33 protein-coding genes are annotated in these 25,614 nt (G+C 65.3%); 15 read left to right on the forward strand and 18 right to left on the reverse strand.

Annotation, left to right across the window (positions count from 1 at the left end; all coding sequences use genetic code 11):
* Window positions 1–46: 46 nt before the first annotated feature.
* A complete protein-coding gene (gene msrC, locus PKE80_RS11565; protein WP_037521322.1) occupies window positions 47–529 on the forward strand; it encodes a free L-methionine (R)-S-oxide reductase MsrC in 483 nt (160 codons plus the stop codon).
* A 136-nt stretch (window positions 530–665) separates the two neighbouring features.
* Window positions 666–1,337, forward strand: coding sequence for a glycine zipper 2TM domain-containing protein (locus PKE80_RS11570; protein ID WP_271182589.1), 672 nt, complete (start codon window positions 666–668; stop codon window positions 1,335–1,337).
* Window positions 1,338–1,415: 78 nt separating this feature from the next.
* On the opposite strand, the gene PKE80_RS11575 is transcribed toward PKE80_RS11570, so the two are convergent.
* The 6 genes from PKE80_RS11575 to PKE80_RS11600 all read right to left on the reverse strand — a co-directional run bounded on the left by PKE80_RS11575 (window position 1,416) and on the right by PKE80_RS11600 (window position 7,276).
* Entirely contained in the window at window positions 1,416–2,378 is a 963-nt protein-coding gene (locus tag PKE80_RS11575) for a ParB/RepB/Spo0J family partition protein (RefSeq protein WP_069708610.1), read from the reverse strand.
* Window positions 2,375–3,151, reverse strand: coding sequence for a ParA family protein (locus tag PKE80_RS11580; RefSeq protein ID WP_008832535.1), 777 nt, complete (start codon window positions 3,149–3,151; stop codon window positions 2,375–2,377). The genes PKE80_RS11575 and PKE80_RS11580 overlap by 4 nt, the downstream gene beginning before the upstream one ends.
* Complete coding sequence (gene rsmG, locus PKE80_RS11585; RefSeq protein ID WP_370423959.1) at window positions 3,148–3,729, reverse strand: 16S rRNA (guanine(527)-N(7))-methyltransferase RsmG; 582 nt, start codon at window positions 3,727–3,729, stop codon at window positions 3,148–3,150. Before rsmG ends, PKE80_RS11580 begins: the two co-directional genes overlap by 4 nt.
* A 56-nt stretch (window positions 3,730–3,785) precedes the next feature.
* The gene (mnmG, locus tag PKE80_RS11590; protein ID WP_271182591.1) at window positions 3,786–5,633 is read right to left on the reverse strand and encodes a tRNA uridine-5-carboxymethylaminomethyl(34) synthesis enzyme MnmG; all 1,848 of its coding nucleotides are present in this window, start codon (window positions 5,631–5,633) and stop codon (window positions 3,786–3,788) included.
* Window positions 5,634–5,700: 67 nt separating this feature from the next.
* Window positions 5,701–6,978 carry a tRNA uridine-5-carboxymethylaminomethyl(34) synthesis GTPase MnmE gene (gene mnmE, locus PKE80_RS11595; protein ID WP_271182592.1) on the reverse strand — a complete coding sequence of 426 codons (1,278 nt, stop codon included), beginning with the start codon at window positions 6,976–6,978 and terminating at the stop codon, window positions 5,701–5,703.
* 37 nt (window positions 6,979–7,015) lie between these two features.
* Entirely contained in the window at window positions 7,016–7,276 is a 261-nt protein-coding gene (locus PKE80_RS11600; protein ID WP_008832531.1) for a DUF6489 family protein, read from the reverse strand.
* 101 nt (window positions 7,277–7,377) lie between these two features.
* Here PKE80_RS11600 and PKE80_RS11605 point away from each other — a divergent pair, with 101 nt between their 5' ends.
* On the forward strand, window positions 7,378–8,076 hold the full coding sequence (locus tag PKE80_RS11605) for a dienelactone hydrolase family protein (RefSeq protein ID WP_271182593.1): 699 nt from the start codon (window positions 7,378–7,380) through the stop codon (window positions 8,074–8,076).
* An 11-nt stretch (window positions 8,077–8,087) separates the two neighbouring features.
* On the forward strand, window positions 8,088–9,056 hold the full coding sequence (locus PKE80_RS11610) for a quinone oxidoreductase family protein (RefSeq protein ID WP_271182594.1): 969 nt from the start codon (window positions 8,088–8,090) through the stop codon (window positions 9,054–9,056).
* Between the two features lie 318 nt (window positions 9,057–9,374).
* Here the strand turns inward: PKE80_RS11610 and rho are convergent, their stop codons facing one another.
* The 4 genes from rho to hemE all read right to left on the reverse strand — a co-directional run bounded on the left by rho (window position 9,375) and on the right by hemE (window position 12,882).
* Window positions 9,375–10,631 carry a transcription termination factor Rho gene (gene rho / locus PKE80_RS11615; RefSeq protein WP_271182595.1) on the reverse strand — a complete coding sequence of 419 codons (1,257 nt, stop codon included), beginning with the start codon at window positions 10,629–10,631 and terminating at the stop codon, window positions 9,375–9,377.
* 278 nt (window positions 10,632–10,909) lie between these two features.
* Window positions 10,910–11,245: a hypothetical protein gene (locus PKE80_RS11620; RefSeq protein WP_271182596.1), complete on the reverse strand. Its 336-nt coding sequence runs from the start codon at window positions 11,243–11,245 to the stop codon at window positions 10,910–10,912.
* A gap of 13 nt (window positions 11,246–11,258) precedes the next feature.
* Entirely contained in the window at window positions 11,259–11,699 is a 441-nt protein-coding gene (locus PKE80_RS11625) for a CopD family protein (RefSeq protein ID WP_008832525.1), read from the reverse strand.
* A 157-nt stretch (window positions 11,700–11,856) separates the two neighbouring features.
* Window positions 11,857–12,882, reverse strand: coding sequence for a uroporphyrinogen decarboxylase (gene hemE / locus PKE80_RS11630; RefSeq protein ID WP_271182597.1), 1,026 nt, complete (start codon window positions 12,880–12,882; stop codon window positions 11,857–11,859).
* 346 nt (window positions 12,883–13,228) lie between these two features.
* Here hemE and PKE80_RS11635 point away from each other — a divergent pair, with 346 nt between their 5' ends.
* The 10 genes from PKE80_RS11635 (at window position 13,229) to PKE80_RS11680 (ending at window position 19,643) form a co-directional block, all read left to right on the forward strand.
* Window positions 13,229–14,077 (forward strand): pyruvate, water dikinase regulatory protein, encoded by an 849-nt coding sequence (locus tag PKE80_RS11635; RefSeq protein ID WP_008829261.1) that lies wholly within the window; start codon window positions 13,229–13,231, stop codon window positions 14,075–14,077.
* A gap of 11 nt (window positions 14,078–14,088) precedes the next feature.
* Window positions 14,089–14,673 (forward strand): Maf family protein, encoded by a 585-nt coding sequence (locus PKE80_RS11640; protein WP_211150741.1) that lies wholly within the window; start codon window positions 14,089–14,091, stop codon window positions 14,671–14,673.
* A complete protein-coding gene (locus PKE80_RS11645) occupies window positions 14,670–15,524 on the forward strand; it encodes a shikimate dehydrogenase family protein (protein WP_271182598.1) in 855 nt (284 codons plus the stop codon). The genes PKE80_RS11640 and PKE80_RS11645 overlap by 4 nt, the downstream gene beginning before the upstream one ends.
* On the forward strand, window positions 15,521–16,108 hold the full coding sequence (gene coaE, locus PKE80_RS11650; RefSeq protein ID WP_271182599.1) for a dephospho-CoA kinase: 588 nt from the start codon (window positions 15,521–15,523) through the stop codon (window positions 16,106–16,108). The genes PKE80_RS11645 and coaE overlap by 4 nt, the downstream gene beginning before the upstream one ends.
* A gap of 50 nt (window positions 16,109–16,158) precedes the next feature.
* On the forward strand, window positions 16,159–16,842 hold the full coding sequence (gene dnaQ, locus PKE80_RS11655; RefSeq protein ID WP_271182600.1) for a DNA polymerase III subunit epsilon: 684 nt from the start codon (window positions 16,159–16,161) through the stop codon (window positions 16,840–16,842).
* A 25-nt stretch (window positions 16,843–16,867) separates the two neighbouring features.
* Complete coding sequence (gene hpf, locus PKE80_RS11660; RefSeq protein ID WP_008829266.1) at window positions 16,868–17,440, forward strand: ribosome hibernation-promoting factor, HPF/YfiA family; 573 nt, start codon at window positions 16,868–16,870, stop codon at window positions 17,438–17,440.
* Between the two features lie 113 nt (window positions 17,441–17,553).
* Window positions 17,554–18,015, forward strand: coding sequence for a PTS sugar transporter subunit IIA (locus PKE80_RS11665; protein ID WP_036525647.1), 462 nt, complete (start codon window positions 17,554–17,556; stop codon window positions 18,013–18,015).
* Window positions 18,005–18,490, forward strand: a complete 486-nt coding sequence (locus PKE80_RS11670) for a PaaI family thioesterase (protein ID WP_036525646.1) — start codon at window positions 18,005–18,007, stop codon at window positions 18,488–18,490. The genes PKE80_RS11665 and PKE80_RS11670 overlap by 11 nt, the downstream gene beginning before the upstream one ends.
* Window positions 18,490–18,816: a DUF1491 family protein gene (locus tag PKE80_RS11675; RefSeq protein WP_271182601.1), complete on the forward strand. Its 327-nt coding sequence runs from the start codon at window positions 18,490–18,492 to the stop codon at window positions 18,814–18,816. Before PKE80_RS11670 ends, PKE80_RS11675 begins: the two co-directional genes overlap by 1 nt.
* Before the next feature lie 200 nt (window positions 18,817–19,016).
* Window positions 19,017–19,643, forward strand: a complete 627-nt coding sequence (locus PKE80_RS11680) for a cell wall hydrolase (protein ID WP_271182602.1) — start codon at window positions 19,017–19,019, stop codon at window positions 19,641–19,643.
* Window positions 19,644–19,734: 91 nt separating this feature from the next.
* Here PKE80_RS11680 and xth read toward each other — a convergent pair whose 3' ends face one another.
* The 3 genes from xth to PKE80_RS11695 all read right to left on the reverse strand — a co-directional run bounded on the left by xth (window position 19,735) and on the right by PKE80_RS11695 (window position 21,387).
* Window positions 19,735–20,511 (reverse strand): exodeoxyribonuclease III, encoded by a 777-nt coding sequence (xth, locus tag PKE80_RS11685; RefSeq protein ID WP_271182603.1) that lies wholly within the window; start codon window positions 20,509–20,511, stop codon window positions 19,735–19,737.
* A complete protein-coding gene (locus PKE80_RS11690; RefSeq protein ID WP_036525641.1) occupies window positions 20,508–20,840 on the reverse strand; it encodes a HesB/IscA family protein in 333 nt (110 codons plus the stop codon). Before PKE80_RS11690 ends, xth begins: the two co-directional genes overlap by 4 nt.
* A 121-nt stretch (window positions 20,841–20,961) precedes the next feature.
* A complete protein-coding gene (locus PKE80_RS11695; protein ID WP_008830916.1) occupies window positions 20,962–21,387 on the reverse strand; it encodes a CBS domain-containing protein in 426 nt (141 codons plus the stop codon).
* 132 nt (window positions 21,388–21,519) lie between these two features.
* Here PKE80_RS11695 and PKE80_RS11700 point away from each other — a divergent pair, with 132 nt between their 5' ends.
* Entirely contained in the window at window positions 21,520–21,816 is a 297-nt protein-coding gene (locus tag PKE80_RS11700; protein WP_008830917.1) for a hypothetical protein, read from the forward strand.
* Between the two features lie 158 nt (window positions 21,817–21,974).
* Here the strand turns inward: PKE80_RS11700 and PKE80_RS11705 are convergent, their stop codons facing one another.
* From PKE80_RS11705 to PKE80_RS11725, 5 genes are all read right to left on the reverse strand, one after another.
* Entirely contained in the window at window positions 21,975–22,343 is a 369-nt protein-coding gene (locus PKE80_RS11705; protein ID WP_008830918.1) for a (2Fe-2S) ferredoxin domain-containing protein, read from the reverse strand.
* Window positions 22,340–22,771, reverse strand: coding sequence for an acyl-CoA thioesterase (locus tag PKE80_RS11710; protein WP_008830919.1), 432 nt, complete (start codon window positions 22,769–22,771; stop codon window positions 22,340–22,342). Before PKE80_RS11710 ends, PKE80_RS11705 begins: the two co-directional genes overlap by 4 nt.
* Window positions 22,772–22,926: 155 nt before the next feature.
* Window positions 22,927–23,373: a DUF2497 domain-containing protein gene (locus PKE80_RS11715; RefSeq protein ID WP_008830920.1), complete on the reverse strand. Its 447-nt coding sequence runs from the start codon at window positions 23,371–23,373 to the stop codon at window positions 22,927–22,929.
* Between the two features lie 52 nt (window positions 23,374–23,425).
* Window positions 23,426–24,889 carry a TolC family outer membrane protein gene (locus PKE80_RS11720; RefSeq protein ID WP_271182604.1) on the reverse strand — a complete coding sequence of 488 codons (1,464 nt, stop codon included), beginning with the start codon at window positions 24,887–24,889 and terminating at the stop codon, window positions 23,426–23,428.
* A 2-nt stretch (window positions 24,890–24,891) separates the two neighbouring features.
* Complete coding sequence (locus tag PKE80_RS11725) at window positions 24,892–25,497, reverse strand: protein-L-isoaspartate O-methyltransferase family protein (RefSeq protein WP_271182605.1); 606 nt, start codon at window positions 25,495–25,497, stop codon at window positions 24,892–24,894.
* Window positions 25,498–25,614: the final 117 nt, after the last annotated feature.

A 25,614-nucleotide genomic window follows, 5' to 3' on the forward strand; every position in this document is an offset into this window, starting at 1 on the left:
GCCGCACCGGCTGGCCGACAACAAAGACTTGCGCTAAATGCGCGGCATGTACGACTTTGCCGCAGACGCCGATCTCCCCAAGCCCGAACTCTACAGCGCCCTCGCCCGCGCCGCCGATGCGCTGGTGCAGGGAGAACCCGATCCCATCGCCAACATGGCCAATCTGGCTGCGGTGATCTGGCAGTTCGTGCCCGACCTCAACTGGGCCGGTTTCTATCGCACGGTGGAGGACGAGCTGGTGCTCGGCCCGTTCATGGGCAAGCCCGCCTGCATCCGCATCCCCTTCGGCCGCGGCGTGTGCGGCACGGCTGCAGCGCTGGGCACCACGCAGGTCGTGCCAGACGTCCACGCGTTTCCCGGCCACATCGCCTGCGATGCCGACAGCCGTTCCGAACTGGTGGTGCCGGTACTGCGTGACGGCAAGGTCATTGCGGTGATCGACCTCGACAGCCCCACGCCGGGCCGCTTCGATGACGAGGACGCTGCCGGGATGCAGCTTCTCGCACAGGTCGCCTCGCTGGCCATCTGAGCCCGCACCAAAACGGGACACCGACAGCACATCCGCGCAAGACGCTTGGTTTTGCGCGGATCACGATGCTAAATTTCGCGTTAACTGACGGGGCTGACTTTCATCGCCCCGCGTTTCTCGCGAAAGGGTGCCCTCGATGCGTCTTCCCCTGCATGCCGTCGTCGTTGCGACGCTGTCTCTCGCCGCATCTCCGGCGCTCGCCCATGATGGCCCGCACGGCGAATCCGAAGCCCGTCCCTACGGTTATGATCAGAGCTATGACGGGCGTGGATATGATCGACAAGGCTACGATCCGCGCGAAGCCTGGCTCGCGGATTGCCATCAGCGCCTGTCCTCGCGCGATTCCGGCGTCGGTGGCGCGGTCATCGGCGGCGTGGTCGGAAGCGTTGCGGGCAACCGCATCGCGGGGCGCGGCAATCGCACCGTCGGCACCGTAGCAGGCGCGGCCGTAGGCGCCGTCGCCGGAGCCGCCATCGACAAGGCCGAGGATCGCGGCCGCAACCGCGACGAATGCGAAGCCTATCTCGACGACTATTATGCCCACTACGAGCGTGGCGGCGCTTACCCCGGTTACGCGCCGCAGGGCTACTACCCCGCCTACGGCTACCCGGCGCAGGGTTGCTGCATGGCCCAGCCCATGATGATGGTCCCGCTCGCCCAGCCCAAGCAGAACTGCACCGAGACCGTCGAATACGTCTACGAGGACGTGCCGGTCCGCCCTGCCCGCCGCGTCATTCCCCGCCGCAGCAAGGTGGTCCCGGACAAGCGCGTGAAAATCGTCCCCGACAAGCGAGTGCCGATCAAGTAAATCGGCCGTGCCGAAACGAAGGAACCCAGGACGGCGTAAGCTGCCCTGGGTTCCTTCGTTTTACGCAATGACGAAAGTTCAGATCGCGCCGCCGGTCAGCCGCTGGCAGATCAGGTCGAGCTGATCGAGCGTCGCGTAGCGGATCGTCACGGTGCCGGTCGAAGGATCGGCATCGGCGCTGATCTTCACCGGCAGGCCGAGGAATTCCTCGAGATGGTTCTGCACCGCCGCGATGTCCGCATCCTCCGAACCACTGCGCGCCGCGCGTGCGGAACGGCGGGGCGCCACATCGCCGCGCTGCTTCTTGCGCACCAGCTTTTCCACGTCGCGCACCGACATCTGCTTGGAGACGGCAGCCACCGCTATGTCCTCGGCGTCGTCGCAGCCGATCAGGGCGCGGGCATGGCCCATCGACAAATCGCCCTTCTCGACCAGCAGGATCACGCCGTCGGGCAGAGCAAGCAGGCGCTGGAAGTTGGCGACATGGCTACGGCTCTTGTCGACCATGCGGGCGATCTCGGCCTGAGTCATGCCCTCCAGTTCGGCAAGGCGGTTGTAGGCCCGCGCCTCTTCGATCGGGTTGAGGTCCTCGCGCTGGAGGTTCTCGATCAGCGCCAGCGCCATGACCTCGCGGTCGGACAATTCGCGGACCAGCGCCGGAATCTCGTGAAGCTGCGCCTTCTGCGCCGCACGCCAGCGACGCTCACCGGCAACCAGCTGGTAACGGCCATTATCGAGCGGGCGCACGATGATGGGCTGGATCACACCGCGCTGCGCGATCGACGCAGCGAGTTCCTCCAGCGCCGATTCCTCGAAATAGCGACGCGGCTGATGCGGATCGGGCTTGATGTCGGAGATCGACAGCACCGCCAGACCACCGCGCGTCGGAGCGACCGTGCCGCCCTCGCCCGTCGCCGGGACCGGCTCCTCGCGTCGGCTTTCGCCCAGCAGCGCGCCGAGGCCACGGCCAAGACCCTTGGGCTTCTGCCCGCCCGCCTTGGGCTGGGGTACGCTGAAGCGCACGATGGAGTCGTCGTTCATGCCGCTTTCCTCTTTTCGGGCAATCGGGTGATCAGCTCGCGCGCGAGCGCCATGTAGGCGCGGCTGCCGGCGCAGGCGTGATCGTAGATGAGCGCCGGAACCCCATGGCTCGGCGCTTCGGAGAGGCGCACGTTGCGCGGAATGACGGTCTCGAACACCAGCTTGCCCAGCACCGATCGCACGTCGTCGGAAACCTGCTCGGTCAGGCGATTGCGGCGGTCGTACATGGTCAGCGCGATGCCGATGATGCCGAGATCGGGGTTGAAGCGCTGCTGCACCCGCTCCACCGTCTGCAACAATTGGCTAAGCCCCTCGAGCGCGAAGAACTCGCACTGCAGCGGCACCAGCAGGGTATCGGCGGCATTGAGCGCGTTGAGCGTCAGCAGGCCCAGCGAGGGCGGGCAGTCGATCAGGCAGACGTCGTAGCCGAGGTCCGGGGTCAGCGTGCGCTGCAGGCGATGCGCGCGGTCGTCGGCGCTGACCAGTTCGACCTCGGCCCCGGACAAGTCCACTGTCGCAGGCAGCAGATCGAGATTCGGAATCCGCGTCGGCATGACGCACTGCGACACCGGCACCTTGTCGACGAGCACGTCGTAGGACGACGCTCCGCGTTCCGATGCCCCGACCCCGATTCCCGTGGATGCGTTGCCCTGCGGGTCGATGTCGATCAGGAGTGTCTTCCACCCGGTAGCGGCAAGCGCGGTCGCGACATTGATTGCCGTCGTCGTCTTTCCGACGCCGCCTTTCTGGTTGGCGATGGCAATGCGAATCACCCGATCTTACCCTTCCCGTCGGCAAGGGTGCCGACAATGATGCCCGCCTGCGGGTCCGTCAGGGACTGTTCCACGTGGAACACATGCCGCCACTTGCGAAGGTCCTGCAATTCTTGACCGGCAGACCGCCCTTTGGGCAACAGGAACACGGTGTCACTTGTGGAAAATCGCGCGGATAACGTCAGCAATTTGTCGAGAGGCGCAAAAGCACGGGCGGAGATGACGGCTGCCTGACGACTTTCGACCAGTTCGAGGCGTTGTCCGGCAATCGAGGCGCGAGTCAGTCCCATCGCGATTCGCGCGCGGTCGAGCCATTCGATTCGCCGCGCGCGCGATTCGACCATCACGACTTCGCATTCGGGTCGAAGCGCCGCGATCACCAGTCCGGGGAATCCTGCGCCGGTGCCGAGGTCCATCCAAGGCGTCGATGTTTCACGTGGAACATGCGGCAGCAACTGCGCGCTATCGACAATATGCCTCAGCCAGACCTGATCGAGACTGGCGGCCGATACGAGGTTCTGGCGCTGGTTCTCTTCCGCCAGCATGGCGACGAGCAGTTCCAGTCGCTCCATTGCCATCGCATCGCATTCGGGCAGCGCACGCAGCCATTCGCGCGCCCCATCTTCGGTCGTGATCACGCGGCCTCCCTGCGGGCATGGACAAGCAGCGCCGCCAGCGCCGCCGGAGTGATTCCCGGAATCCGCCCTGCTGCCGCCAGGGTCGCGGGACGCGCCCTAGTCAGCCGCTCAACCATCTCGCGGGAGAGGCCGGCGATCCGGTCATAAGGAAAATCGTCGCCAAGGCTCAGCGCTTCGCTGGCGCGCAAGTCCCGAAGTTCGCGCTCCTGCCGTTCGAGGTAAGGCGCATAAGCCGCGTCCTCGGCCATCTCCTCGACGAGATCCGCGTCGGCGCGAAGGGCGGGATCGATCCACGGCGACAGTCCCGCAATATCGACGCCGCCAAAGCGCAACCAATCGCGCAGCGGCAGACGCCCGGCATCGGAGCGAACCGGCAGTCCCGCCGCCGCAAGTTCAGTCGAGGCCAAGGGCGCATCTAACGCCTGGCCCAGAGCCGCCCTCGCCTCCTCGCGGCGAGCGAACCAGTCCCGGCGCGCAGCGGTCACGGCCCCGGCTTCGATTGCCAGAGGCGTCAGGCGGGTCGTCGTATTGTTGGCGCGCAGACGCAGGCGATACTCCGCGCGCGCGGTCAACATGCGGTAAGGCTCGCTGACGCCATGCAGCGTAAGGTCGTCGACCATCACCGCCATGTAGCTGTTCGCCCGGTCGAGCGCAGGCGCATCGCGGCCGAGCACAGAAGCCGCAGCATGAAGCCCGGCGACCAGACCCTGCGCGGCCGCTTCCTCGTATCCGGTCGTGCCGTTGATCTGGCCCGCGCAATAGAGGCCGGGAATCTCGCGCAGTTCCAGACTGGTCCGCAAGGCGCGCGGATCGATGTGGTCGTACTCGACGGCATAGCCGGGCACGACCATCTCCACCGTCTCCAGCCCGTCCATTGTGCGCAGCATTTCCAGCTGAACGTCGGCAGGAAGAGAGGTGCTGATGCCATTGGGATAGACGAGGTGCGTCGTCAGCCCCTCGGGCTCCAGGAATATCTGATGCCCGTCGCGGTCGGCGAAGCGGTGGATCTTGTCCTCGATCGAGGGACAGTAGCGCGGCCCCTGCGCCCCGATCGCGCCGGAGAACAGAGGGGACCGATGGAGGTTCGCGCGGATCACGTCATGGCTGCGCGGGTTGGTCCGGGTGATCGCGCAGAACACCTGCGGCACCGCGCGCCGCTGCTCCATCGGCGACATGGTCCAGGCCTCGCCGTCCGAAGGCTGCTCGCCCAGACGTGACCAGTCGATGGTGCGCCCGTCGAGCCGGGGCGGCGTGCCAGTCTTGAGCCGCGCCATCGGCAGCGCCGCATCGCGCATCTGCGCGGCGAGTCGCTGCGCCGATGCCTCGCCGATGCGACCCCCGACCAGACGCTCCTCACCCCGGAACAGCGTGCCGCCGAGGAACGTGCCGGTGCACAGGATCGTCGCGGGCGCGCTCAGCCGGGTGCCGTCAGCAAGATCGACACCGACCGCGCTGCCGCCTTCGAGCACCAGCGCAGACGCTTCACCAGCGACGAGCGTGAGATCGCCCTGCTCCTTGAGCAGCCGCTGGATCGCCGCCTTGAACAGTACGCGATCCGCCTGCACGCGCGGGCCCTGAACCGCACTTCCCTTCGACCGGTTGAGCATGCGATAGTGAATCGCCGCCGCATCGGCCGCTCGCGCGATCAGTCCATCGAAGGCATCGACCTCGCGAACGAGATGGCCCTTGCCCAATCCGCCGATCGCCGGGTTGCAGCTCATCGCCCCGACCGCGTCGAGGTCGAAGCTGACGAGCGCCACGCGCGCGCCCATGCGGGCGGCCACTGCCGCCGCCTCACAGCCGGCATGGCCGCCGCCGATCACGATCACATCGAAGGAGTGCATGACGTCGCCTTACCGCGTCGCGGATTTCACGTCAAAGCACCTCGGCATGTTCCACGTGGAACATCGCTCATTTTCCAATGCAGAAACGGCCGAACAGAGCGTCGAGCATGTCCTCGGTCGTCGCCCGGCCGACGAGCCCGTCGAACGCCACACGCGCGCGGCGCAGGCACTCCGCGACCAGCAACGGGTCGGTCTCATGACGTGTCGCGCGCAAGGCCAGTTCGGCATCGGTCAGGAACGCATGCTGCCGCGCATTGAGGGCCGCATCACCGGGTCGCGGCATCGCGTGCCGCGCAGTCTCGATAAGGTCATCGCGCAGGGCATCGAGGCCCTCGCCGGTCACCGCTGAAATCGCATGGCGCGCCGCCGGGTTCGGGCGAGCCGAGGGTGTGTCGATCTGCGGGGTCACTTCCCACGCCGCGTCAGGCCCCTCCCCCGCCGCTCCAAGCCAGAGCACGAGGTCAGCCCGGTCCAGCGCCGCACGGGCGCGATCGATACCGATCGCCTCGATCACATCGTCCGTCTCGTCGCGCAGACCGGCGGTGTCGGCGAAGACGAACGGCACGCCGCCGATGGCGACGGCGCGTGTCAGGACGTCACGGGTGGTTCCGGCGAGTGGCGCGGTGATCGCCGCCTCGTCCTCTACCAGCGCATTGAACAGGGTGCTCTTGCCTGCGTTTGGCGGACCGGCCAGCACCACGCGAAAGCCCTCGCGCAGAGTCTCCGCGCGGGGACGCGAGAGCCAGTCGGACACTTCGGTCGCCAGGGCGTCGATGCGAGCGATGAAGTCGGCAGGGAGGTCCGCGACATCGTCTTCGTCCCCGAAATCGAGAACCGCCTCCACCGATGCCGATGCGGTGAGCACCCGCATGCGCCAGTCATCCACCTGCCGGGACAAGGCCCCGCCCGCCATGGCGATGGCGCTGCGCCGCTGCAGTTCGGTCTCGGCCGAGAGCAGGTCGGCCAGCCCCTCGGCCTCGGCAAGATCGATGCGGCCATTGGCGAAGGCACGGCGGGTGAACTCCCCCGGGACGGCGCGGCGCAAACCGGGAAGATCGGCCAGCGCCCCCTCGACCGCAGCGACGACGGCCTTGCCACCATGCAGATGCAGTTCGGCCAGGTCCTCGCCGGTTGCCGTGTTCGGCCCGGGAAACCAGAGAACAAGCGCATGGTCGAGCACTGTTCCACGTGAAACACTCAGGCGCTTATAGCTGGCGCGCCGCGGTGTGGGGATGGCCCCGGCAAGGCTCGACAGCGCCTCCCCGGCCCTCGGCCCGCTTATCCGGATTACGGCGATGGCGGCAGGCGGAGAGCCGCTGGAAAGCGCGAAGATCGTATCGTCCATATGCCCACCCTCCCCTAGCAGGGAGGCGGAGCGGACGCTACTCGCCCTTCTTGGGCTTGGCGCCGCTCATCGCCATGGCCACGCCGTTTTCAAGGAACTGCTGAAACAGCTTCAGCCCCATCTGCCCCATCGGCGCGACCTGCTTGGCCAGTTCGTTCATCTGGTCGAAGTTGGTGGTGCCCTGCATCGCGTTGGTCAGCGCATCGACGTAAGCCTCGTTCGCACGGGTGACGTCGGGCAGGCCGAGGAAACGGCGCGCCTCTTCAGGGGAGCATTCGACCTCGACATTGACCTTCATCGCTCGGCTCCCGCTGAATTATCGCAGCATGACTGACACATGCGCTTGGCAAAGTCCAATCCAAGTGCCTTACTCGCCGCAAAGCGAACAGGAGAACAGACATGGCCACGAACACCGAGATTCCCACCCTCGACGGTGACGGCACCTTCCCTGCTTACGTCGCCGCTCCCGAAGGCACGCCGCGCGGCGCGATCATCGTGCAGCAGGAAATCTTCGGCGTGGACGAAGGCATCCGCCGCAAGGCCGACCAGTGGGCCGCGAAAGGGTATCTCGCAGTCGCCCCTGACACGTTCTGGCGGCAGAAGCCGGGCATCGAGCTGAGCCCTTACGTAGAGGCGGAAATGCAGGCCGCGCTGGGCCATATGATGAGCCACGACTTCGACCTCGGCATGCGGGATATCGAAGCCGCGATCCACTGGATCCGCCGCGAGAAGCAGGTCGAGAAAGTCGGCTTCGTCGGCTTCTGCATGGGCGGCAAGATCGCTTACATGGCCGCCGCGCGGACCGACATCGACGCCTCGGTCGGCTACTACGGCGTGATGATCGACCAGATGCTGAACGAGAAGCACGCGATCGCCCGCCCCCTCATGCTGCATATCCCCACCGCCGACCACTTCGTCAGCCCCGAAGCGCAGAAGGCGATGCACGAAGGCCTGGACGATCACCCGAAGGTCACGCTGCATGACTACGAAGGGCTCGACCATGGCTTCGCCGCCGAGATCGGTGCGCGCCGCGACGAGGTAGGCGCCGAACTTGCCGACGGTCGCACCGAAGCCTTCTTCGCCGCGCACATCGGCTGAGAGGACGGGACATGACCAGCAGCTATCGCATGATCGTGCGCGCCCACGGTGGCCCGGAAGTCATCGAGCGGGAGGACTTCGCGATCCCGTCGCCTGCTCCCGGCGAAGTGGTAATCGAGACCGAAGCGGTCGGGCTCAATTTCATCGATACCTACTATCGCAAGGGCCTCTACCCCGATGCCCTGCCGCTTAGCCTCGGCTCCGAGAGCGTGGGCCGGATCGTCGCCATAGGTGACGGCGTGACCGACCTGGCGGTAGGCGAGCGCGTCGGCACGACGCAGAACGGCGGAGCCTACGCCACGCATCGCGCGATCCCCGCAGCCAAGGCCATGCGCATCCCCGAAGGCATCGCCCCGGAGGTGGCGGCCGCCGTCATGCTCAAGGGGCTGACCGCTTGCTACCTTGCCGAAGACACCTTCCCGGCGAAGGCCGGCGACGTCGCGCTGGTGCACTCGGCCGCTGGCGGTGTCGGATCGCTCCTGGTGCCCTGGCTGCTCGACAAGGGCGTCACCGTCATCGCCCACTCGGGATCGCCCGATAAGGCCGCGCAGGTGCCCGCAGAACATTCCCTGTCCTGCAGATTCGCCGACCTGCCCGCGGCGGTACAAGACATCACCAACGGCGCCCTGTGCCATGTCGTCTACGACGGCGTCGGCGCGGCAAGCTGGGATGCCTCGATCGCGTCCCTGCGCAAGCGCGGCCTGATGGTGAGCTACGGCAACGCCTCGGGCGCGGTGCCGCCCATCGGGATGCTCGACCTGATGCGGGGCGGATCGCTCTACGCGACAAGGCCGACGCTGGCGGACTACATCGCTACGCCCGAAATGCTGGCGACGAATGCGGAAAAGCTGTTCGGGCGGATCGCCTCGGGCGTGCTGGCGCCGAAGATCGGGCAGACTTTCGCTCTGGCGGATGCTGCGGAGGCCCACCGGGCACTGGAGAGCCGGGCGACTACGGGGTCTACCGTTCTCATTCCTTGAAGATATTGGAAGATAAGGGAATCTGGGGCCCCTTCGACAAGCTCACAGGACTCCCATACCCCGGAAATGTCGGCGTTGAGCGTGCAGCAGGGTTGTGCGCAATAGCTTTACCCACCTCGTCATTGCGAGCGAAGCGAAGCAATCCAGAGCAGTTCGGAACCGCCCTGGATTGCTTCGCTTCGCTCGCAATGACGAAGGGATGGTTCGTAGAGGTTTTGCATCGCTGGCTTTGTCGATCTCGAAAATGAAAAAGGCGCCGCTGCACGCGCAGCGACGCCAATTTCGGGGTCTGGGGCAACGGCCCAGGACCTTCCCTTTTTACTGGTTCATCGTCGAGAAGAAGTCTTCGTTGGTCTTCGAATCCTTGATCTTGTCGAGCAGGAATTCCATCGCGTCGATGGTGCCCATCTGCATGAGGATGCGGCGCAGCACCCACATCTTGGTGAGCTGATCCTTCGCCACGAGCAGTTCTTCCTTGCGGGTGCCGGACTTGCCGACGTCGAGCGCCGGGAAGATGCGCTTGTCGGCCACCTTGCGGTCGAGGACGATTTCCGAGTTACCGGTGCCCTTGAACTCTTCGAAGATGACTTCGTCCATGCGGCTGCCGGTGTCGATCAGGGCCGTCGCGATGATGGAGAGCGAGCCGCCCTCCTCGATGTTGCGCGCGGCGCCGAAGAAGCGCTTGGGGCGCTGCAGGGCGTTGGCATCGACACCGCCGGTCAGCACCTTGCCCGAGCTGGGCACCACGGTGTTGTAGGCGCGGCCGAGGCGGGTGATCGAGTCCAGCAGGATGACCACGTCGCGCTTGTGCTCGACAAGGCGCTTGGCCTTTTCGATCACCATTTCGGCGACCTGGACGTGGCGCTGCGCGGGTTCGTCGAAGGTGGAGGAGATGACCTCGCCCTTCACGCTGCGCTGCATGTCGGTGACTTCCTCGGGGCGCTCATCGACGAGCAGGACGAGGAGGAACACCTCGGGGTGGTTGTCGGTGATGGCCTTGGCCATGTTCTGCAGCAGCACGGTCTTACCCGTACGCGGCGGCGCCACGATCAGCGCGCGCTGGCCTTTGCCCTGCGGCGAGACGAGGTCGATCACGCGGGCCGACTTGTCCTTGACCGTGGGATCGAGGGTGTCGAGGCGCAGGCGTTCGTTCGGATAGAGCGGCGTCAGGTTGTCGAAGTTGACGCGGTGGCGCACCGCGTCGGGATCGTCGAAGTTGACGCTCATCAGCTTGGTGATGGCGAAGTAGCGCTCGCCTTCCTTGGGGGCACGGATTTCGCCTTCGACGGTGTCGCCGGTGCGCAGGCCCCATTTACGGACCTGGTTCGGCGAGACGTAGATATCGTCGGGCCCGGCGAGGTAATTCGCCTCTGCGTTGCGCAGGAAGCCGAAACCGTCGGTCAGCACTTCGATGGTGCCCTGTCCGATGATTTCCTCGCCGTCTTCAGCCACTTCCTTGAGGATGGCGAAGATCAGATCCTGACGGCGCAGCGTGGAGGCGCTTTCGACGCCCAGTTCCTCTGCCATTTCGACCAGCTCGGCCGATGACTTCTTCTTGAGTTCTTTGAGATGCATTTTCGTGAATTCCAGATGGATTTGTAGTGTCGGCCGGCGGGATCGATGGGCTTGGGGAAAGCAGATCCAGGCAGGAGACAAAGGCTCGCGCCCTGTTGCCGGAACGCCGCTCAGATACGCATTCGCGGCGGCTCGGTCAACGAGTCAATCCGCAGGGCGGCAGGCCGGTGGGGTGAATCGAAATCGAGGCGCGAAAGCCCACCCCCAACCCCTCCCGCAAGCAGGAGGGGAGCGAGACTTGCTGAGCCGAAGGCGAAGCTAGTCGCAGCGGGGTGGGCCTAGCGAGCGCCCTCGTACTTGTCCTTCCACGCCTCGAACTGCCCTGCGAGCGGGTCCAGCTGAGCATGACAGCGCGCCTTGTCGGCCTGATAGGTCTGTGCCCCGTACCCCGGCGCCTCGAGGATCGCGTCCAGCGCGGCAGTGATGTCCAGTTGCGGGGAACGCGCCTGAATCCGGCCGAAGTAGTACAGCGCGCCGCCGTCCACTTTCGTCCGCAAGTCCCCCTGCACCTTCCCGGCCGCAACCGAGAGATAGGCCAGACAGTGAAGATCGTCCTGCTCCGCCTGCGGCAGCGCGGAGAGAGACAACGCGGCGGCAAGCAGGGAAACTATCATAACCTCACTCCGTTCAGAACGGCTTCACGACCACCAGAATGACGATCACCACCGCCGCCAGGCCCGGAACCTCGTTCAGCAGGCGCAGCTTCTTGCCGGTCAGCGGCCGCTCGCCGCGCGCCAGCTTCTTCGCATAGCCGACCAGCCAGCCGTGATAGCCTGAGAGAGCCACCACGAAGAGCAACTTGGCATGAAGCCACCCTTGATCGAACGCACCGATCGAAAGCGCTGTAAGCACCCCCAGAACCCACGTGAGCACCATCGAGGGCGTCAGGATGATCGACCGCAGCTTCGCCTCGCGATCGACCCAGCGCGCCTCTTCCGCCGAGCCGGGATCGCTCTCCTGGTGATAGACGAAATAGCGCGGCAGCATGAACAGCCCCGCCATCCAGAAGATCACGAAGATGACGTGCCCGGCCTTGAGCCAGGGATAGAGACTTGCGAGAATTGCCATGGTGGAAGCCCTTTAGCGCGTCGTCATGCCAGTCTCAACCAAAGCCTTGAATCGTCATTGCGAGCGGAGCGAAGCAATCCAGAGTCGCGTAAACCGCCTTGGATTGCTTCGCTCCGCTCGCAATGACGAAGGGTGGTTCAATTCAATCCCGTCGCGCTCAACGCTCCCAGCTGCGAACGATCGCCAGCAACTGCTCGACATTCGCGATCGGGGTGAACTGGCCGATGCCGTGGCCGAGGTTGAACACGTGGGGACGGTCCGCGAAAGCGTCAAGCACCGCGCGGGCCTGCCGGTCGAGGTCCTCGCCGCCCGCCAGCAGGAGCAGCGGATCGAGATTGCCCTGTACCGGCAGCCCTTGGGGAAGTTCGCGCGCAGCCCAGATCGGGTCGATGGTCTCGTCGATTCCGACCGCGTCGACTCCGGTTTCGCGGGCATAGGCGGGAAGTTTCTCGCCCGAGCCCTTCGGGAAGCCGATGATCGGAGTCTCGGGGTGACGCGCCTTCACGGCAGCGGTGATTGCGGCATTGGGGGCGATCACCCAGCGCTCGAACTGCGCGGGCGAGAGACTGCCTGCCCATGAATCGAACAGCTGCACCGCTTCGGCGCCGGCCTCGATCTGGCCGCACAGGTATTCCACGGTCACCTGAGTCACCGCATCGATGATTGCTTCGAAGGCGTCCGGATCGCGATAGGCCATGGCGCGGGTGTCGTGCTGGTCGCGACTCCCCTCGCCTGCCACCATGTAGGTCGCGACGGTCCAGGGCGAACCGGCGAAACCGAGCATCGTCTTGTCGTCATCAAGCTGGGCGCGAACCTTCCGCACGGTCTCGTAGATCGGCGAAAGACGCTCAGGCACCCGAGTCAGCCCCTCCAGCGCATTGTCCACAAGCCGCGGAGTCAGTTTCGGCCCCTCTCCGGCGAGGAACTGGAGGTCCTGCCCCATCGCGTAAGGCACGATCAGGATGTCGGAAAACAGGATGGCGCCATCGAAGCCGAAACGGCGGATCGGTTGCAGGGTGATCTCGGCGGCGGCGTCCGTATCGTAGACGAGCGCGAGAAAACCGCCCTTTTCGGCGCGCAACTCGCGGTATTCGGGGAGGTAGCGGCCAGCCTGGCGCATGAGCCACAGCGGCCGCCTGCGCGCGTTGTTTCCGCGCAGAGTTTCGAGGAGGATTCCGGGCATCGCGTCACGTCCCAACAAAAAAAATAGAAATTTTATATAAGGATGATGGAGTCTGTTGGCCCTGTGGATATCGGGGATTGGCTCGCCTTGCCCGATTTACCCCCGGATGAACAGATTGAAGAGTCAGATGCGACTCTTGGACGAGAGTGAGTCAACGAAAGGTTGTTCGCCTTGTCCACAGGGTGTGGGAAGAGTCGGCCCGCCTGTCCAGAAACTGACTCGGTGAATCCCCATAGCGGGCAGGAAATGCCGCTGAGGAGTTTTCACCGAGTTGTCACCGGGCTCCTCCCATGGTTTATGCCGCCACATATCCACACCCCTTGCCCTTCGGAGGCCCTGAGCCGGCATGGCGCGTTTCCACCTGCACCTCCTGTCAGATTCCACCGGCGAAACGCTGGAGATGATCGCCAAGGCGGCCCTCGCGCAGTTCGACGACGACGGCGAAGTCCTGCGGCATTTCTGGCCGATGGTCCGCTCGCAGCAGCACCTCGATCGGATCATGGGCGAGATTTCCGCGAACCCGGGCCTCGTCTTCTTCACCCTGGTGAACGAGGAGACGCGCGGGCGCCTCGAAGAGAGGTGCCAGCAACTCGGCCTGCCTGCGATCGCGGTGCTCGACGGGGTGACCGACGCGCTCGAGGCGCTGCTGGGGCAGGAGGCGAAGGGACGTCCGGGCCGCCAGCACCGGCTCGACGACGCCTATTTCGCGCGCGTCGATGCGATCCAGTTCACCATCGCCCATGACGACGGCGTGTTGTGGGAAGAGTGGGAGGAAGCCGATATCCTGCTCGCCGGGGTGTCGCGCACCAGCAAGACGCCGACCTCGATCTATCTCGCCAATCGCGGGTACAAGGTGGCGAACATCCCGATCGTCGTCGAAAGCCCGCCGCCGCAGATGCTGTTCGGACTGCGCCATCCGCTGGTGGTCGGCCTGACGACCGCGCCCGACCGGCTGATCCAGATCCGCCGCAACCGCCTGCTCTCGCTCAGCCAGTCGCCCGACACCGACTATGTCGCGACCGACGCGGTGGAGAGCGAGCTGAAATATGCGCGGCGCATGTTCGCGGACAATTCCTGGCCGGTGATCGACGTCACCCGCCGCTCGATCGAGGAGACCGCTGCGGCGGTGATCAACCTCTATAACGAACGCAAGGCAGCGGGCCAGACCGGCCAGGTCGGCCCGAAGCCCATCTAGCAGAGTTTTCCATGATCGTTCTTGCATCCCAGAGCGGCTCACGCCGCGCCATGCTCGAAGCGGCGGGCATCGCCTACCGCGCCCAGCCCGCCCATGTCGACGAACGCGGGATCGAGGCGGCGCTCGGCGATGCCTCCGCGCCCGAAGTCGCGTTGGAACTTGCGAAAGCAAAGGCCCTGAATGTTTCACGTGAAACATCGGGTGCGGTCGTGCTCGGTAGCGATTCCCTCGTGTCCTGCGGTGGGCGGCGGTTCGACAAGCCCGCCAGCCGGGAGAACGCGGCCGAGCATCTGCGTTTCTTCTCGGGCAAGGTGATGGAGCTGCACAGCGCGGCTGCCCTCGTGCGCGATGGCGAAGTGCTCTGGGCGGAGAATGCGGTGGCGCAGTTGCATGTCGCGGATTTGTCCGATGCCTTCATCGAGAGTTACCTCGACGCGGAATGGCCCGAAGTCGGTGCCTGCGTCGGCGTCTTCCGGATCGAGGGGCGCGGCGTGCAGCTGTTCGAGAAGATCGACGGCGATTACTTCACGATTCTGGGCATGCCGCTGCTCAAGGTCCAGGCGGCGCTGCGCGGATTGGGAGTCCTGACGCGATGACACGCTATGCCGAAGTGATCGGCGATCCGATCGCGCAGTCCAAGTCGCCAGCGATCCACAATTTCTGGCTTGCCGAACTGGGGATCGAAGGCCGCTACGACCACTGCCTCGTCAAGCTGGAGGACCTCGGCGACTATCTCGCGAAGCGCCGCGCCGATCCCGACTGGCGCGGCTGCAACGTGACGATGCCGCACAAGCTGTCGATCCTGCCGCTGATGGACCGGCTCGACCCCCTCGCTGCGCAGATCGGCGCGGTCAACACCGTCGTGCGCGAGTCCGACGGCACCCTTACCGGCTACAACACCGACGCGCCGGGATTCCTGGAGCCGGTGCGCGATGAACTGGCGAAGACGCACCTGTTCCGCATGGCGCGCATCCTCGGGACCGGCGGCGCGGCGCGGGCGATCATCGCGGCGCTGGCCAACGAGCATTTCGTCATCGTCCTCGCGGGCCGCGATCCGGCCAAGGCGCGCGCCATGCTCGACGAACTTGCGCCGGGCGGCGAGCACCACGCCATCGGCCTCGACCACTTCGCCGATGCCACCGACTTCGCCTTTGACGACCGCGAGCAGTGCTTCGACCTCGTCGTCAACGCCAGCCCGCTCGGCATGACCGGGCAGCCGCCGCTGGCCTTCGACTTCAGCCACGCCCCGCCGCGCAGCGTGGTCTACGATATCGTCACCAGTCCGCTCGACACGCAGTTCCTGCAGGATGCACGCGGCGCCGGGTTCGAGACGGTGGACGGCCTCGCCATGTTGATCGGCCAGGCGGACTCGGCCTTCACGCATTTCTTCGGCGCCCGCCCTCCCCGCGACCGCGATGCCGCTCTGCGCGAGTTGATTCTCAAATGAAAATTCTGGGCCTCACCGGATCGATCGGCATGGGCAAGTCGACCGTTGCGCAGATGCTGCGCGACCTCGACGTGCCGGTGTTCGATGCCGATGCGGCGGTGCACGAACTGCAGGGTCCGAACGGCGCGCTGGTGCCGCTGATCGAGGCGGCCTTTCCCGGCACTACGGATGCGTCAGGTGTCGTTAGACCCCTGCTGGGTGCCGTCGTGTTCCAGGACAAGGACAAGCTCGCGACTCTGGAGCGAATCGTCCACCCCGCCGTCGCGGCGATGCGGGGGGACTTCCTGCGGGACAATGCCGAGGCGCCGCTGGTCGTCTTCGACATTCCGCTGCTCTACGAAAAGGGTAGCGAAAAGGGCCTCGATGCCGTCGCGGTAGTGTCCGCCCCGGCCGGGGAACAGCGTCGCCGGGTGCTCGCGCGGCCGGGTATGACTGCGGAAAAATTCGAGCAGATTCTGGCACTTCAGGTGCCCGATGCGCAGAAACGCGCGCGTGCCGACTACGTGATCGACACCGGCTTGACCCTTGATGCGACGCGCGAACAGGTGGCCGGTATCGTGCAGGCGCTGAGGCGAGCCGAATAATCCGCTCCAGCCCCTTGCGCATGGGGGCGCACAGGCAGATATGGAGAGGGATGAGAGAGATCATCTTCGACACCGAAACGACCGGCTTCGACCCGAAAAACGGGGACCGCATGGTGGAAATCGGCTGCATCGAGATGGTCAACCGGGTGCTGACCGGCCGTACCTACCACGCCTATTTCAACCCCGAGCGCGGCATGCCTGCGGAGGCCGAGGCGGTGCACGGCCTGTCCGACGCCTTCCTCGCCGACAAGCCCCTGTTCTCGGCCTGCGCGCAGGAATTCCTCGACTTCATCGAGGACAGCGCGATGGTGGCGCACAACGCCAACTTCGACTTCAACTTCATCAACGCCGAGCTGAAGCTATGCGGGCTTCCCGAGGTTTCGCGTGAGCGCATGGTCGATACCGTGGCGCTCGCCAAGGTGCGCCATCCCGGCGCCAAGCTCTCGCTCGACGCGCTTTGCAGTCGCTACGGGATAGACCGCAGCCACCGCACCAAACACGGGGCGCTGCTCGACTCCGAACTGCTTGCCCAAGTTTACGTGGAACTGCGGGGAGGTCGTCAGATCGGCCTCGAACTTTCTGCAGAAACCACTGAGATCGTGACGGAAATCAAGGTTCTCAACACGAAGAACCGTATTTTCCGTCAGCCGCGTCCCCACGCGGCTACCGAGGCGGAACTCTCTGCGCACGCAGAGTTTCTCAAGTCGGTCGATACCCCGCTCTGGGGTGCCTGAACTCTAAGTCTAAGGAGAAACGCCCATGGATATCCGCGTCTCTGGTCACCAGGTCGAAACCGGCGAGGCCCTGCAGGTCCACGCCAACGACAAGCTCACGGCGATCATCGAGAAGTATTTCAATCGGGCGCTGTCGTCTCACGTCACTTTCGGCCGAGCGCCGGCCGGGGCGTTCAAGTGCGACATCATCATGCACGTGATGCAGAACCTCGTGCTCAAGGGCAGCGGCATGGCGCAGGACGCGCATGTCGCCTGCGATCAGGCCGCCGAGAAGATCGACAAGCAGCTGCGCCGCTACAAGCGCCGCCTGAAGGACCGCTCCGAACAGACGGCCCATGCCAATGCGGCCGAGGACGCCGCCTACACGATCTTCGAGGAGAACGTCGCAGACAACGACACGGACGACCTCGAAGCCGACGCCCCGGTGGTCATTGCCGAAACCCGGGTGGACGTTCCCGAAGCCACCGTTTCGGACGCGGTAATGATGCTCGACTTGCGCAATACTACGGCTCTCTTCTTCAAAAATGCTGGCACCGGGCGGCATAATATGGTCTACCGCCGCGGTGATGGGTCGATCGGCTGGGTCGAACCGCACTGACGCTTTTCGCGCACAGCTTCTGATCGCAACGAGAGGAAGAAACGAACCCCCGGTTTTCCGCCGGGGGTTTCGGAGCATGCAATGTTGGCAACCGGTCAAGTATCAGAAACGCAATGAGTGGGCTTTTTTCGCTGGCGCCCGAGGCTGTCATCACCCTCGACGCGGACAGCAAGGACATCATCCTGGACCGCCTCGCGGCTCGGTTCGCTTCGGTCTATGGTCTCGACCATCAGGCCGTGCTGGCGCGCATCACCGAGCGTGAGCAGCTCGGCAGCACCGGGTTCGGGCGACGCATCGCCATCCCCCATGCGCGCATGGCGGGGCTGACACGTCCCGTTGCCGTGTTCATGCGCCTCGCTTCCCCGGTCGAATTCGAAGCCGCGGACGGCGTGCCGATCGACCTCGTGTTCGGCCTGCTCTCCCCCGAAGGCGCGGGCGCGACACATCTTCATGCTCTGGCGGCGATCTCGCGCATGATGCGTGACGAGCGCATGCACGAAGCTCTGCTGGCCGCTCCGGGCACCGAAGCGCTCTACAGCCTGCTGAGCAACGTCATCGACCGCGATGCCGCCTGAAGACACTGCCGAAGGCCAGAGTCAGGGCGGCGCCGGGCTCCACTGGCGCGCGCTGGAGGGGCTCTATGCCTCCGCCCCCATCAACCAGATGTTCCGCTCAAAGCTGGAAATCGTCGGCGACGGGCATGCGCGCATCACGTTCCTGGTCGAGCCCGACTGTTTCCATGCGGCCGGTGCGGCGCACGGGACCATCTATTTCAAGATGCTCGACGATGCGGCTTTTTACGCCGCCAACACTCACGTCACCGATCGCTTCCTGCTGACGACCTCGTTCAACCTGCACTTGTCCAAGCCCATCAAGGGCGGCCGTATCGTGTGCGAGGGCCGCTGGGTGAGCGGTCGCCGCCGCGTACTGGTGGCCGAGTCCTGGCTGATCGACGAGGACGGCGAGGAATGCGGGCGCGGCACCGGAACGTTCATGCGATCGCGCATCGCGCTCTCCAGCCTGCCCGGCTATTCGATTCCGCAAGCCTGATGGATTCCCGCCTCCCCGCTCACCTCGAGGTTTCCGCACTGATTCGCCGCGTCAATGGCGAGGGCGGATTCGCGACGGTGCTGGCTAAAGGCGAACAGGACGCCGGGACGATCCTTGTCGTTCTTTCGCACAATGGATCGAATGTGCGCCTTCATGAACGGATGCCCGAACTCGACGGCACCCGGCGCTGGCGCTGCTCCAAGACTCAGGATCCTGAAAACCCGTTCGAATTTCAGGAGTACCTCGACCGGCGCAAGCGTCAGGACCCCGACGTGTGGATCATCGAACTCGATGGCGCAGACGCCGAACGTTTCATCGGGGCCTGACCCGGTGCGGGTTGACTTGCCCGGCCCACAGCCTAAAGGCCCCCTTCACTGACGCGAAAGCGGCTCGGACAGCACTTCGGCTTGTCCGGCTAGCACGCAGACGGGGAATCGTCGGCAGGCTCGACGGAAACAGAACGTCACTTCGTGGCATTCCGTTCCAGCCTGTGTCGGACCGGTTCACCGCCTTTGATCAAGTTTGAATGCGAAAGAAAGTTGAGTGGGCGAGCGCGATTGCGCTGGCCGCGACGGTTCTCACCGCTCTTCTAGGCGCCACGGGCTCGGGCGCCGCCGCATCGGATTTCATTCCGACGCTGGTAGAAACGAAGCCCGCCCCGCAGTTCGTTTCCGAACCGGTCGTACAGGCGCTTCCCGCCGCCGAGACCGAGACCGAGGAAGCAGACGCCCCCGATGCGGATTCCCTTCAGCAACTGGTGTCTCAGCAGGAGACGCCGGACGACATGTCGCGCGACATGCGCTGCCTTGCCGGCGCGATCTACTTCGAAGCACGCGGTGAATCGCTGGAAGGCCAGCTCGCCGTTGGCCGTGTGATCGTCAACCGCACCAAGTCGGGCCGCTTCCCGACGAGCTATTGCGGCGTGGTCTACCAGCCCTCGCAGTTCTCGTTCATCCGCGGCCGTTCGATGCCCGCCGTGCGCGAGAATTCTCCGAGCTGGCAGGAAGCCGTCGCGATCGCCCAGATCGCCGAGGACGGCGCCTGGAAGAGCAAGGCCAAGGGTGCGCTGTTCTTCCACGCCAAGCGCGTCTCGCCGCGCTGGAGCAAGCTGACGAAGCTGGCTCAGGTGGATAACCACATCTTCTATCGGTAATTCTCGTTCGTCATTGCGAGCGAAGCGAAGCAACCCAGGGCGGTTTACGCCGCCCTGGGTTGCTTCGCTTCGCTCGCAATGACGAAGAGTTTCAGGCGGCCTTCAGTTCGACCCACACAGGCGCATGGTCGCTGGCCTTTTCCCGCCCGCGATGAACCTTGTCGACACCGCACGCCGCCAGCCGGTCCGCCAGTTCGGGCGAGAGCAGCGAGTGGTCGATGCGGAAGCCGTGGTCGCGCTGCCAGGCGCCTGCCTGATAGTCCCAGTAGGTCCACACCCCGCCGCGCGGATTGTGGGTGGCCAGCGCGTCGGTCCAGCCGTCTCCTAGGAGGCGGAAGTAGGCGTCCCGCGATTCCGGCTGCATCAGCGCGTCGGAGGCCATTGCAGAGGGCGTCCAAACGTCGCGGTCGGTCGGGATGACGTTGTAGTCGCCGGTGATGATGGCCGGCACTTCCTCGGCCTTGATCACGTCCATGCGGCGGCGCAGGCGTTCCATCCAGCGCAGCTTGTAGTCGAACTTGGGGCCGGGCAGCGGATTGCCGTTGGGCAGGTAGATGCACACGACCCGCACGCCGAAGACCTGCGCTTCGAGATAGCGCGAATGTTCGTCCTCGGGCTCGCCATCGAGGCCGCGCTGGACTTCGACGGGCATTTCCCCGTCGGCGAGGATGGCGACGCCGTTGAAGCCCTTCTGGCCGTGCCAGATGCCCTTGTAGCCCAGCTTCTCGAACTCGGCGATGGGGAAGCCTTCGTCCTGCGTCTTGATCTCCTGCAGGCAGGCGACGGCGGGGCGGGTTTCCTCCAGCCATTCGAGCAGTCGGGGCAGGCGTGCCTTCACGCCGTTGATGTTGAAGGTGGAGATCTTCATACCGAGAAGCTGGACCCGCAGCCGCAGCCTGCCGCCGCGTTCGGATTCTCCACCCGGAATGCCGCGCCGCCCAGCGACTCCACGAAATCGACGACGCAGCCCTGGACGAGGTCGAGGCTGACCGAGTCGACGAGGAGCTTCACCCCGTCGGTCTCGGCCACGCTGTCGTCCGCGTCGGGGGCGTCGGCGAGGCCGAACTTGTACTGGAAGCCCGAGCAGCCTCCGCCTTCGACGGCAAGCCGCAGGATTGCGGGCTTGCCCTGCTTGCTCGCGATCGCGGCGACGCGCGCGGCGGCCGAGGGGCTGAGAGTCACGGTCTGCTGTTCCATGCGTCCGATGTAGGCGCGGCCTGACCCTTCGACAAGCTCGGGGTGACCCTTCGACAGGCTCAGGGTGAGCGGACGTGGCGCCACACCTCCAACTCCGCTCAGGTTGAGCCTGTCGAAGCCCTTACGCCGTCTGGATGTAATCCCGCATCGCGGCAGCCTCGTTCTCGATCTTGTCGATCCGGTATTTCACCAGATCGCCGATCGACACGAACCCGACCATGCGCCCGTTCTTCACCACGGGCAGGTGGCGAATGCGGCGGCGGGTCATCAGCGACAGCGCCGCCATGACCGAGGTTTCGGGCTCGATGGTCACGGGCAGCGCGGTCATGATGTGGCCGAGCGGCATGTCGAGCATGTCGGCGCCCAGTTCGCGCAGTTTGTAGATTACGTCGCGTTCGGAGAAGATTCCGGCGATTTCGCCGTTTTCCATCACCGGCACTGCGCCGATTCTCTTTTCGGCGAGGATTCCGGCGGCCTCGCGCACGGTCATGGCAACGTCGCAAGTGACTACGGCATCGCGGCCTTCGATAATTCGACCGATGGTCATCGTCAGCTCTCCCTGTTCCTGAAAGGAGCCTCTGTTCCCGCAGCTTGCCCCCGGGGCGGAGCGTATCACAGCCGCGTCGGACTCGTCACGTCATGCTTGCGATGAGACGCCGTCAGGCCCAGATAGGGCGCGATGATACCGTCTTCGCCCCTCGACGATCCCGGCAAGGCCGCCCATGCCTGGGCGCGCTACCTGCGCATCATGCGCTGGATGATGACGATCACGGTCGGGCTGGTGATCGGGTCGATAATCCTGCTGTACCGCTCCAACGGGATGGTCTCGATCCACTTCTACATCGCGACCGCGCTGGGCATCGGTTTCACCATGCTGCTGGCCTCGGCGCTGATGGGCCTCGCGTTCCTGTCGAGCGGGACCGGGCATGACGAGGCGATCGTCGATCCGCTCGAGGATGATGATCCTTACAAGTAAGGGCCCGCCGTCAGCCCCACCCCGCTGCGACTAGGGAGCAAGCTCCCAAGTCTCGCTGCCCCTCCCGCAAGCGGGAGGGGAGATGTGCGTCAGCCCTCCCGCTTGCGGGAGGGTCGGGAGGCTCGAGAGCGTAGCGAACCAGCCGGACGGGGTGGGCCTCAACCTCCCGGCGCGTGCAGGCGAAATTCCTCGACCGGCTCGCCGCCGATGAGGTGCTGCTGGATGATCCGCTCCAGCACGTCCTCGTCGCACGAGTGATACCAGACTCCGTCCGGCCACACGACCGCGACCGGCCCGGCGTGGCAGATGCGCAGGCAGTCCGCCTTGGTGCGGGCCACGCCGCCCTTTCCGTCCAGCCCGAGCTGCTTGAGCCGCTTCTTGAGGAACTTCCACGCGGCCTGCCCCTTCTCGGGCGAGCAGCATTCGCCCTTTTGCGGTTCGGCGCATATGAAGATGTGGCGGCGGATCATGTCGCTGCCGGTCTTGGCGAAGGCTTCCTCGGCCTTGGCGATGGCGTGGTGGCTCATGGCCGCAGTTTCCATTCCTCGGTCTGGCTGGCGAAAGTGGCTGGCATCGGCGCAGGGCCGTCCTCGCCGACCGTTACCATCGTGGAGCGGGAGAACGCGACGATCCGGTCGTCCTGCGTCACCAACTGGACGAGGCCGTGGCTGGAACGCCCGACCTGCTCGATGGCGGTATGGACGGTCAGGGCATCGGGATAGTGCGCCTCGCCGAGATATTCGATGCCGATGCTGACGATCATCGAGGACAGACCGACAAGTCCCTCGCGATAGCGACTGGCACGGTGAAAGCGCACGCGGCCATCCTCGAGGAATCCGGCCATCGCCACGTTGTTGATGTGCATGTTGACGTCGAGATCGCCGAAGCGCGGCTCGATGCGGCAGGAAAACGGGTAGCGCGCGGGATCGAGCAGCGCGGGATCGGGTTTCGGCATACCCGGTGAAGGTAGGAAGTGTGGGCCTTGAGGTCCAGCCCGTCCGGGCGATGGGGCTTCGACAGGCTCATCCGTGACCCGTCGACAAGCTCAGTGTGAGCGGGTGTAGTTGTAAACCTCTCAACGCCGCTCAGGCTGAGCTTGTCGAAGCCCCATCAGCCCTTCTTGCCGACGATCCGCGCGATTTCGGCAGCGACGAGGCGTTCGACCATAGCCGGCAGGTTGCGGTCAAGCCATTCGGTCAGTGCCGGGCGGAGAAGCTCCTTGGCGAGCGCCTCCAGCGAGGTTTCTCCCGAACGGACGATCTGCGGCTGCGCGCCGGGCTCGGACAGCATGGCGAGCGCGGCGAGCGATTCGCGCATCGAATCGCGCGCCTGATCGTGCAGCAACGGGCCTTCGTCGGTCTCGCCCGCTGCGGTAATCTGCGAGGCTTCCTGGAGTTCGAGGACATCGTCCTCATCCTCGTCGGCGTAGAGCGGTTCCGGCTCGCGCATCAGGCGTTCGGTGCGGCTGGTACGGGTTTCGAGGCGGGAATCGCGCGCGATGACCTGCTTGATCGACTGGAGGATCTCCTCGACCGAAGGTTCACCGTTCTGACGCATCTGCCTAAATCCCTGTAGTCCCGCGCATCCAAGTCCTTATCCGCAAACGGGATCAGGGCTCCTGCGAAGCGGGAATGTTGCCGTCCTGCACCGGCGTGTCAACGGTGCGCGTGGACCGGGCCACTGGCGCATCGTCGTCGTCCCAGTCGAAGAACTTGCCGCGCACGCGCTCGTAATTGACGTCGGGATCGTAGAGGGTGCCGCCGTCGAGGCCCAGATCGCGCGCCTCGGCCTTGCCCATCGCCGCGAGCAGGGAGAACCCGGCGACGTAGGCATTGCGCCGCGCCGTCACCAGCGTGACCTGCGCGTTCAGCAATTCCTGCTCGGCATTGAGGATGTCGAGGATCGTGCGCCGACCCACCGAATTCTCTGCCTTCACGCCTTCGAGGCTCAGCGTCGCCGCATCCACTGCGACTTGCGAGGAGCGGATCAGGTCGTTCGACGCGACGTAGGAGGTGAAGGCCGAGCGGACTTGCGCGATCACGTCGCGTTCGGTGGCGATTTCCTGCTCCAGCGTGGCCGAAGCCGTCGCCTGTGCCTGGCGACGCTGCGCGGCGGGAAGGCCGCCCTGGAAGATCGGGATCGACAGCTGCGCCCCGGCCTGCGCAGACGAATCGCTTTGCGCCACGCTCGCGTTCACCGCGCCGCGCGCCAGCGTGTTGAAGTAGTTGTTGTACGTGCCCTGGCCGAAGAGCCGTAGCGTCGGCAGGCGGCTGGCGCCCGCGACGTCGATGTCCTTGTCCGCGGCCTTGCTGCGTTCGCGTGCGGCGATGATGTCCGGGTTCGCATCGAGCGCGATCGTCGCCGCTTCGCTGGCGTTGGCGGGCAGGTTCGGCAGCGGCGGCGGCGCGTCGAGCGCTTCGGGTGCATGACCGACGAACCGGATGTAGGTTTCGCGCGCGGCGGCAAGGTTGGCTTCCGCCGTCAGCAGGTCGCTCTTCGCAGTCGCTAGGCGCGACTGCGATTGGGCGACGTCGGTGCGCGTGAGGTTGCCGATCTGGAACCGGTCGTTGGTCGCATCGAGATTGGTCTGGAGAACCGCCACGTTCTTGCGGTTAAGTCCGGCGATCGCTTCCGTGCGGATCACGTCCATGTACGCCGCGACGACCTGCGAGAAGACGGAAGCCTCCGTGCCGCGCAGATCGGCCTGACCGGCGCCGACGCGCAGCTTGGCAGCCTTGACGCGGTTCTTGACCGCGCCGCCCGAATAGATCGGCACGCCCAGTTGGGCATCCGCCGTGAATATCTTCGACGGAGCCGTGAGCGAGTTTTCGCTCTGCTTCAGGTTCTTGGTGTAAGTTTCGGTCGTGCTGAGGCTGGGTAGCCCTGCAGCCTTGGCGATCGGCACGCCTTCGTCGGTGGCGCGCTGCTGGGCGCGCGCCGATTCCAGCGTGGGATTGGTCTGATAGGCGGAAACGAGCGCATCGCGCAGGGTGTCGGCCCGCGCAGGCGCGCCGGCCGTCAGTATCAGACATCCCCCCGCGAGCAGCCCGGAACGCCACGCGATCCGGGCCATGCTCAGAAGCTCCAGCGTTTGGGAGCGGCGAATTCGGGAAGCACGGGAATCCCCAGCTCCGCCAGCGGCAGCAGCGAGGTCACGCCGCCTGCCTTGGTGCCGGCCGCAAGGCGGGTCACGCCGCGATCGGTCACGCCGGTGACCACGCGGCCACCCTCGGCGAGACGTGCGGAGAGGGCATCGGGGAGCACTTCGATGGCGCCGTCGATGACGATGAGGTCGTATGCGCCCGAAGCGGCTTCATCGGCAGCGGCAGGTGCTACCGCGTCGAGCGAGCCGACCAGCGGACGCAGCAGCGTGGCGAGGTAGCCTTCGCCGTCGCCGACGATCAGCGCCTTGTCGGTCTTCGCCGGAGCGGCTTCCTGCAGCATCTTGCCCTGCACCAGCGGGGCGCCGAGGAACTTGCCTTCGCCCAGCGGCACGGCGCGGTCGATATAGGCGGCGTCGCGCAGCTCGGCGGGCACGAAGTTTTCACGTGGAACACCGGCCATCGCTTCCAGCACCCAGGGCTCGTTCACGCCGCTGGTGCGCAGCTGGCTGACGATCATGGCGCGACGGGCGGCAGAAAAGTCGGTGGCAGGAGCCGACCGGTCCTCGGTCAAGGTCATTCGTGTATTCCCTCACTCGCTCGCGGGGCTTGCGGCAGATCGCTGCAATCGCGAAGACGACACTATGGGGCCGCTTCTATGCGAACCGGCCTCTCAGGCCAAGCCCCATGAAACAAC

The organism is Novosphingobium resinovorum (assembly GCF_027922145.1).
Classification (GTDB): Bacteria; Pseudomonadota; Alphaproteobacteria; order Sphingomonadales; family Sphingomonadaceae; genus Novosphingobium; species Novosphingobium resinovorum.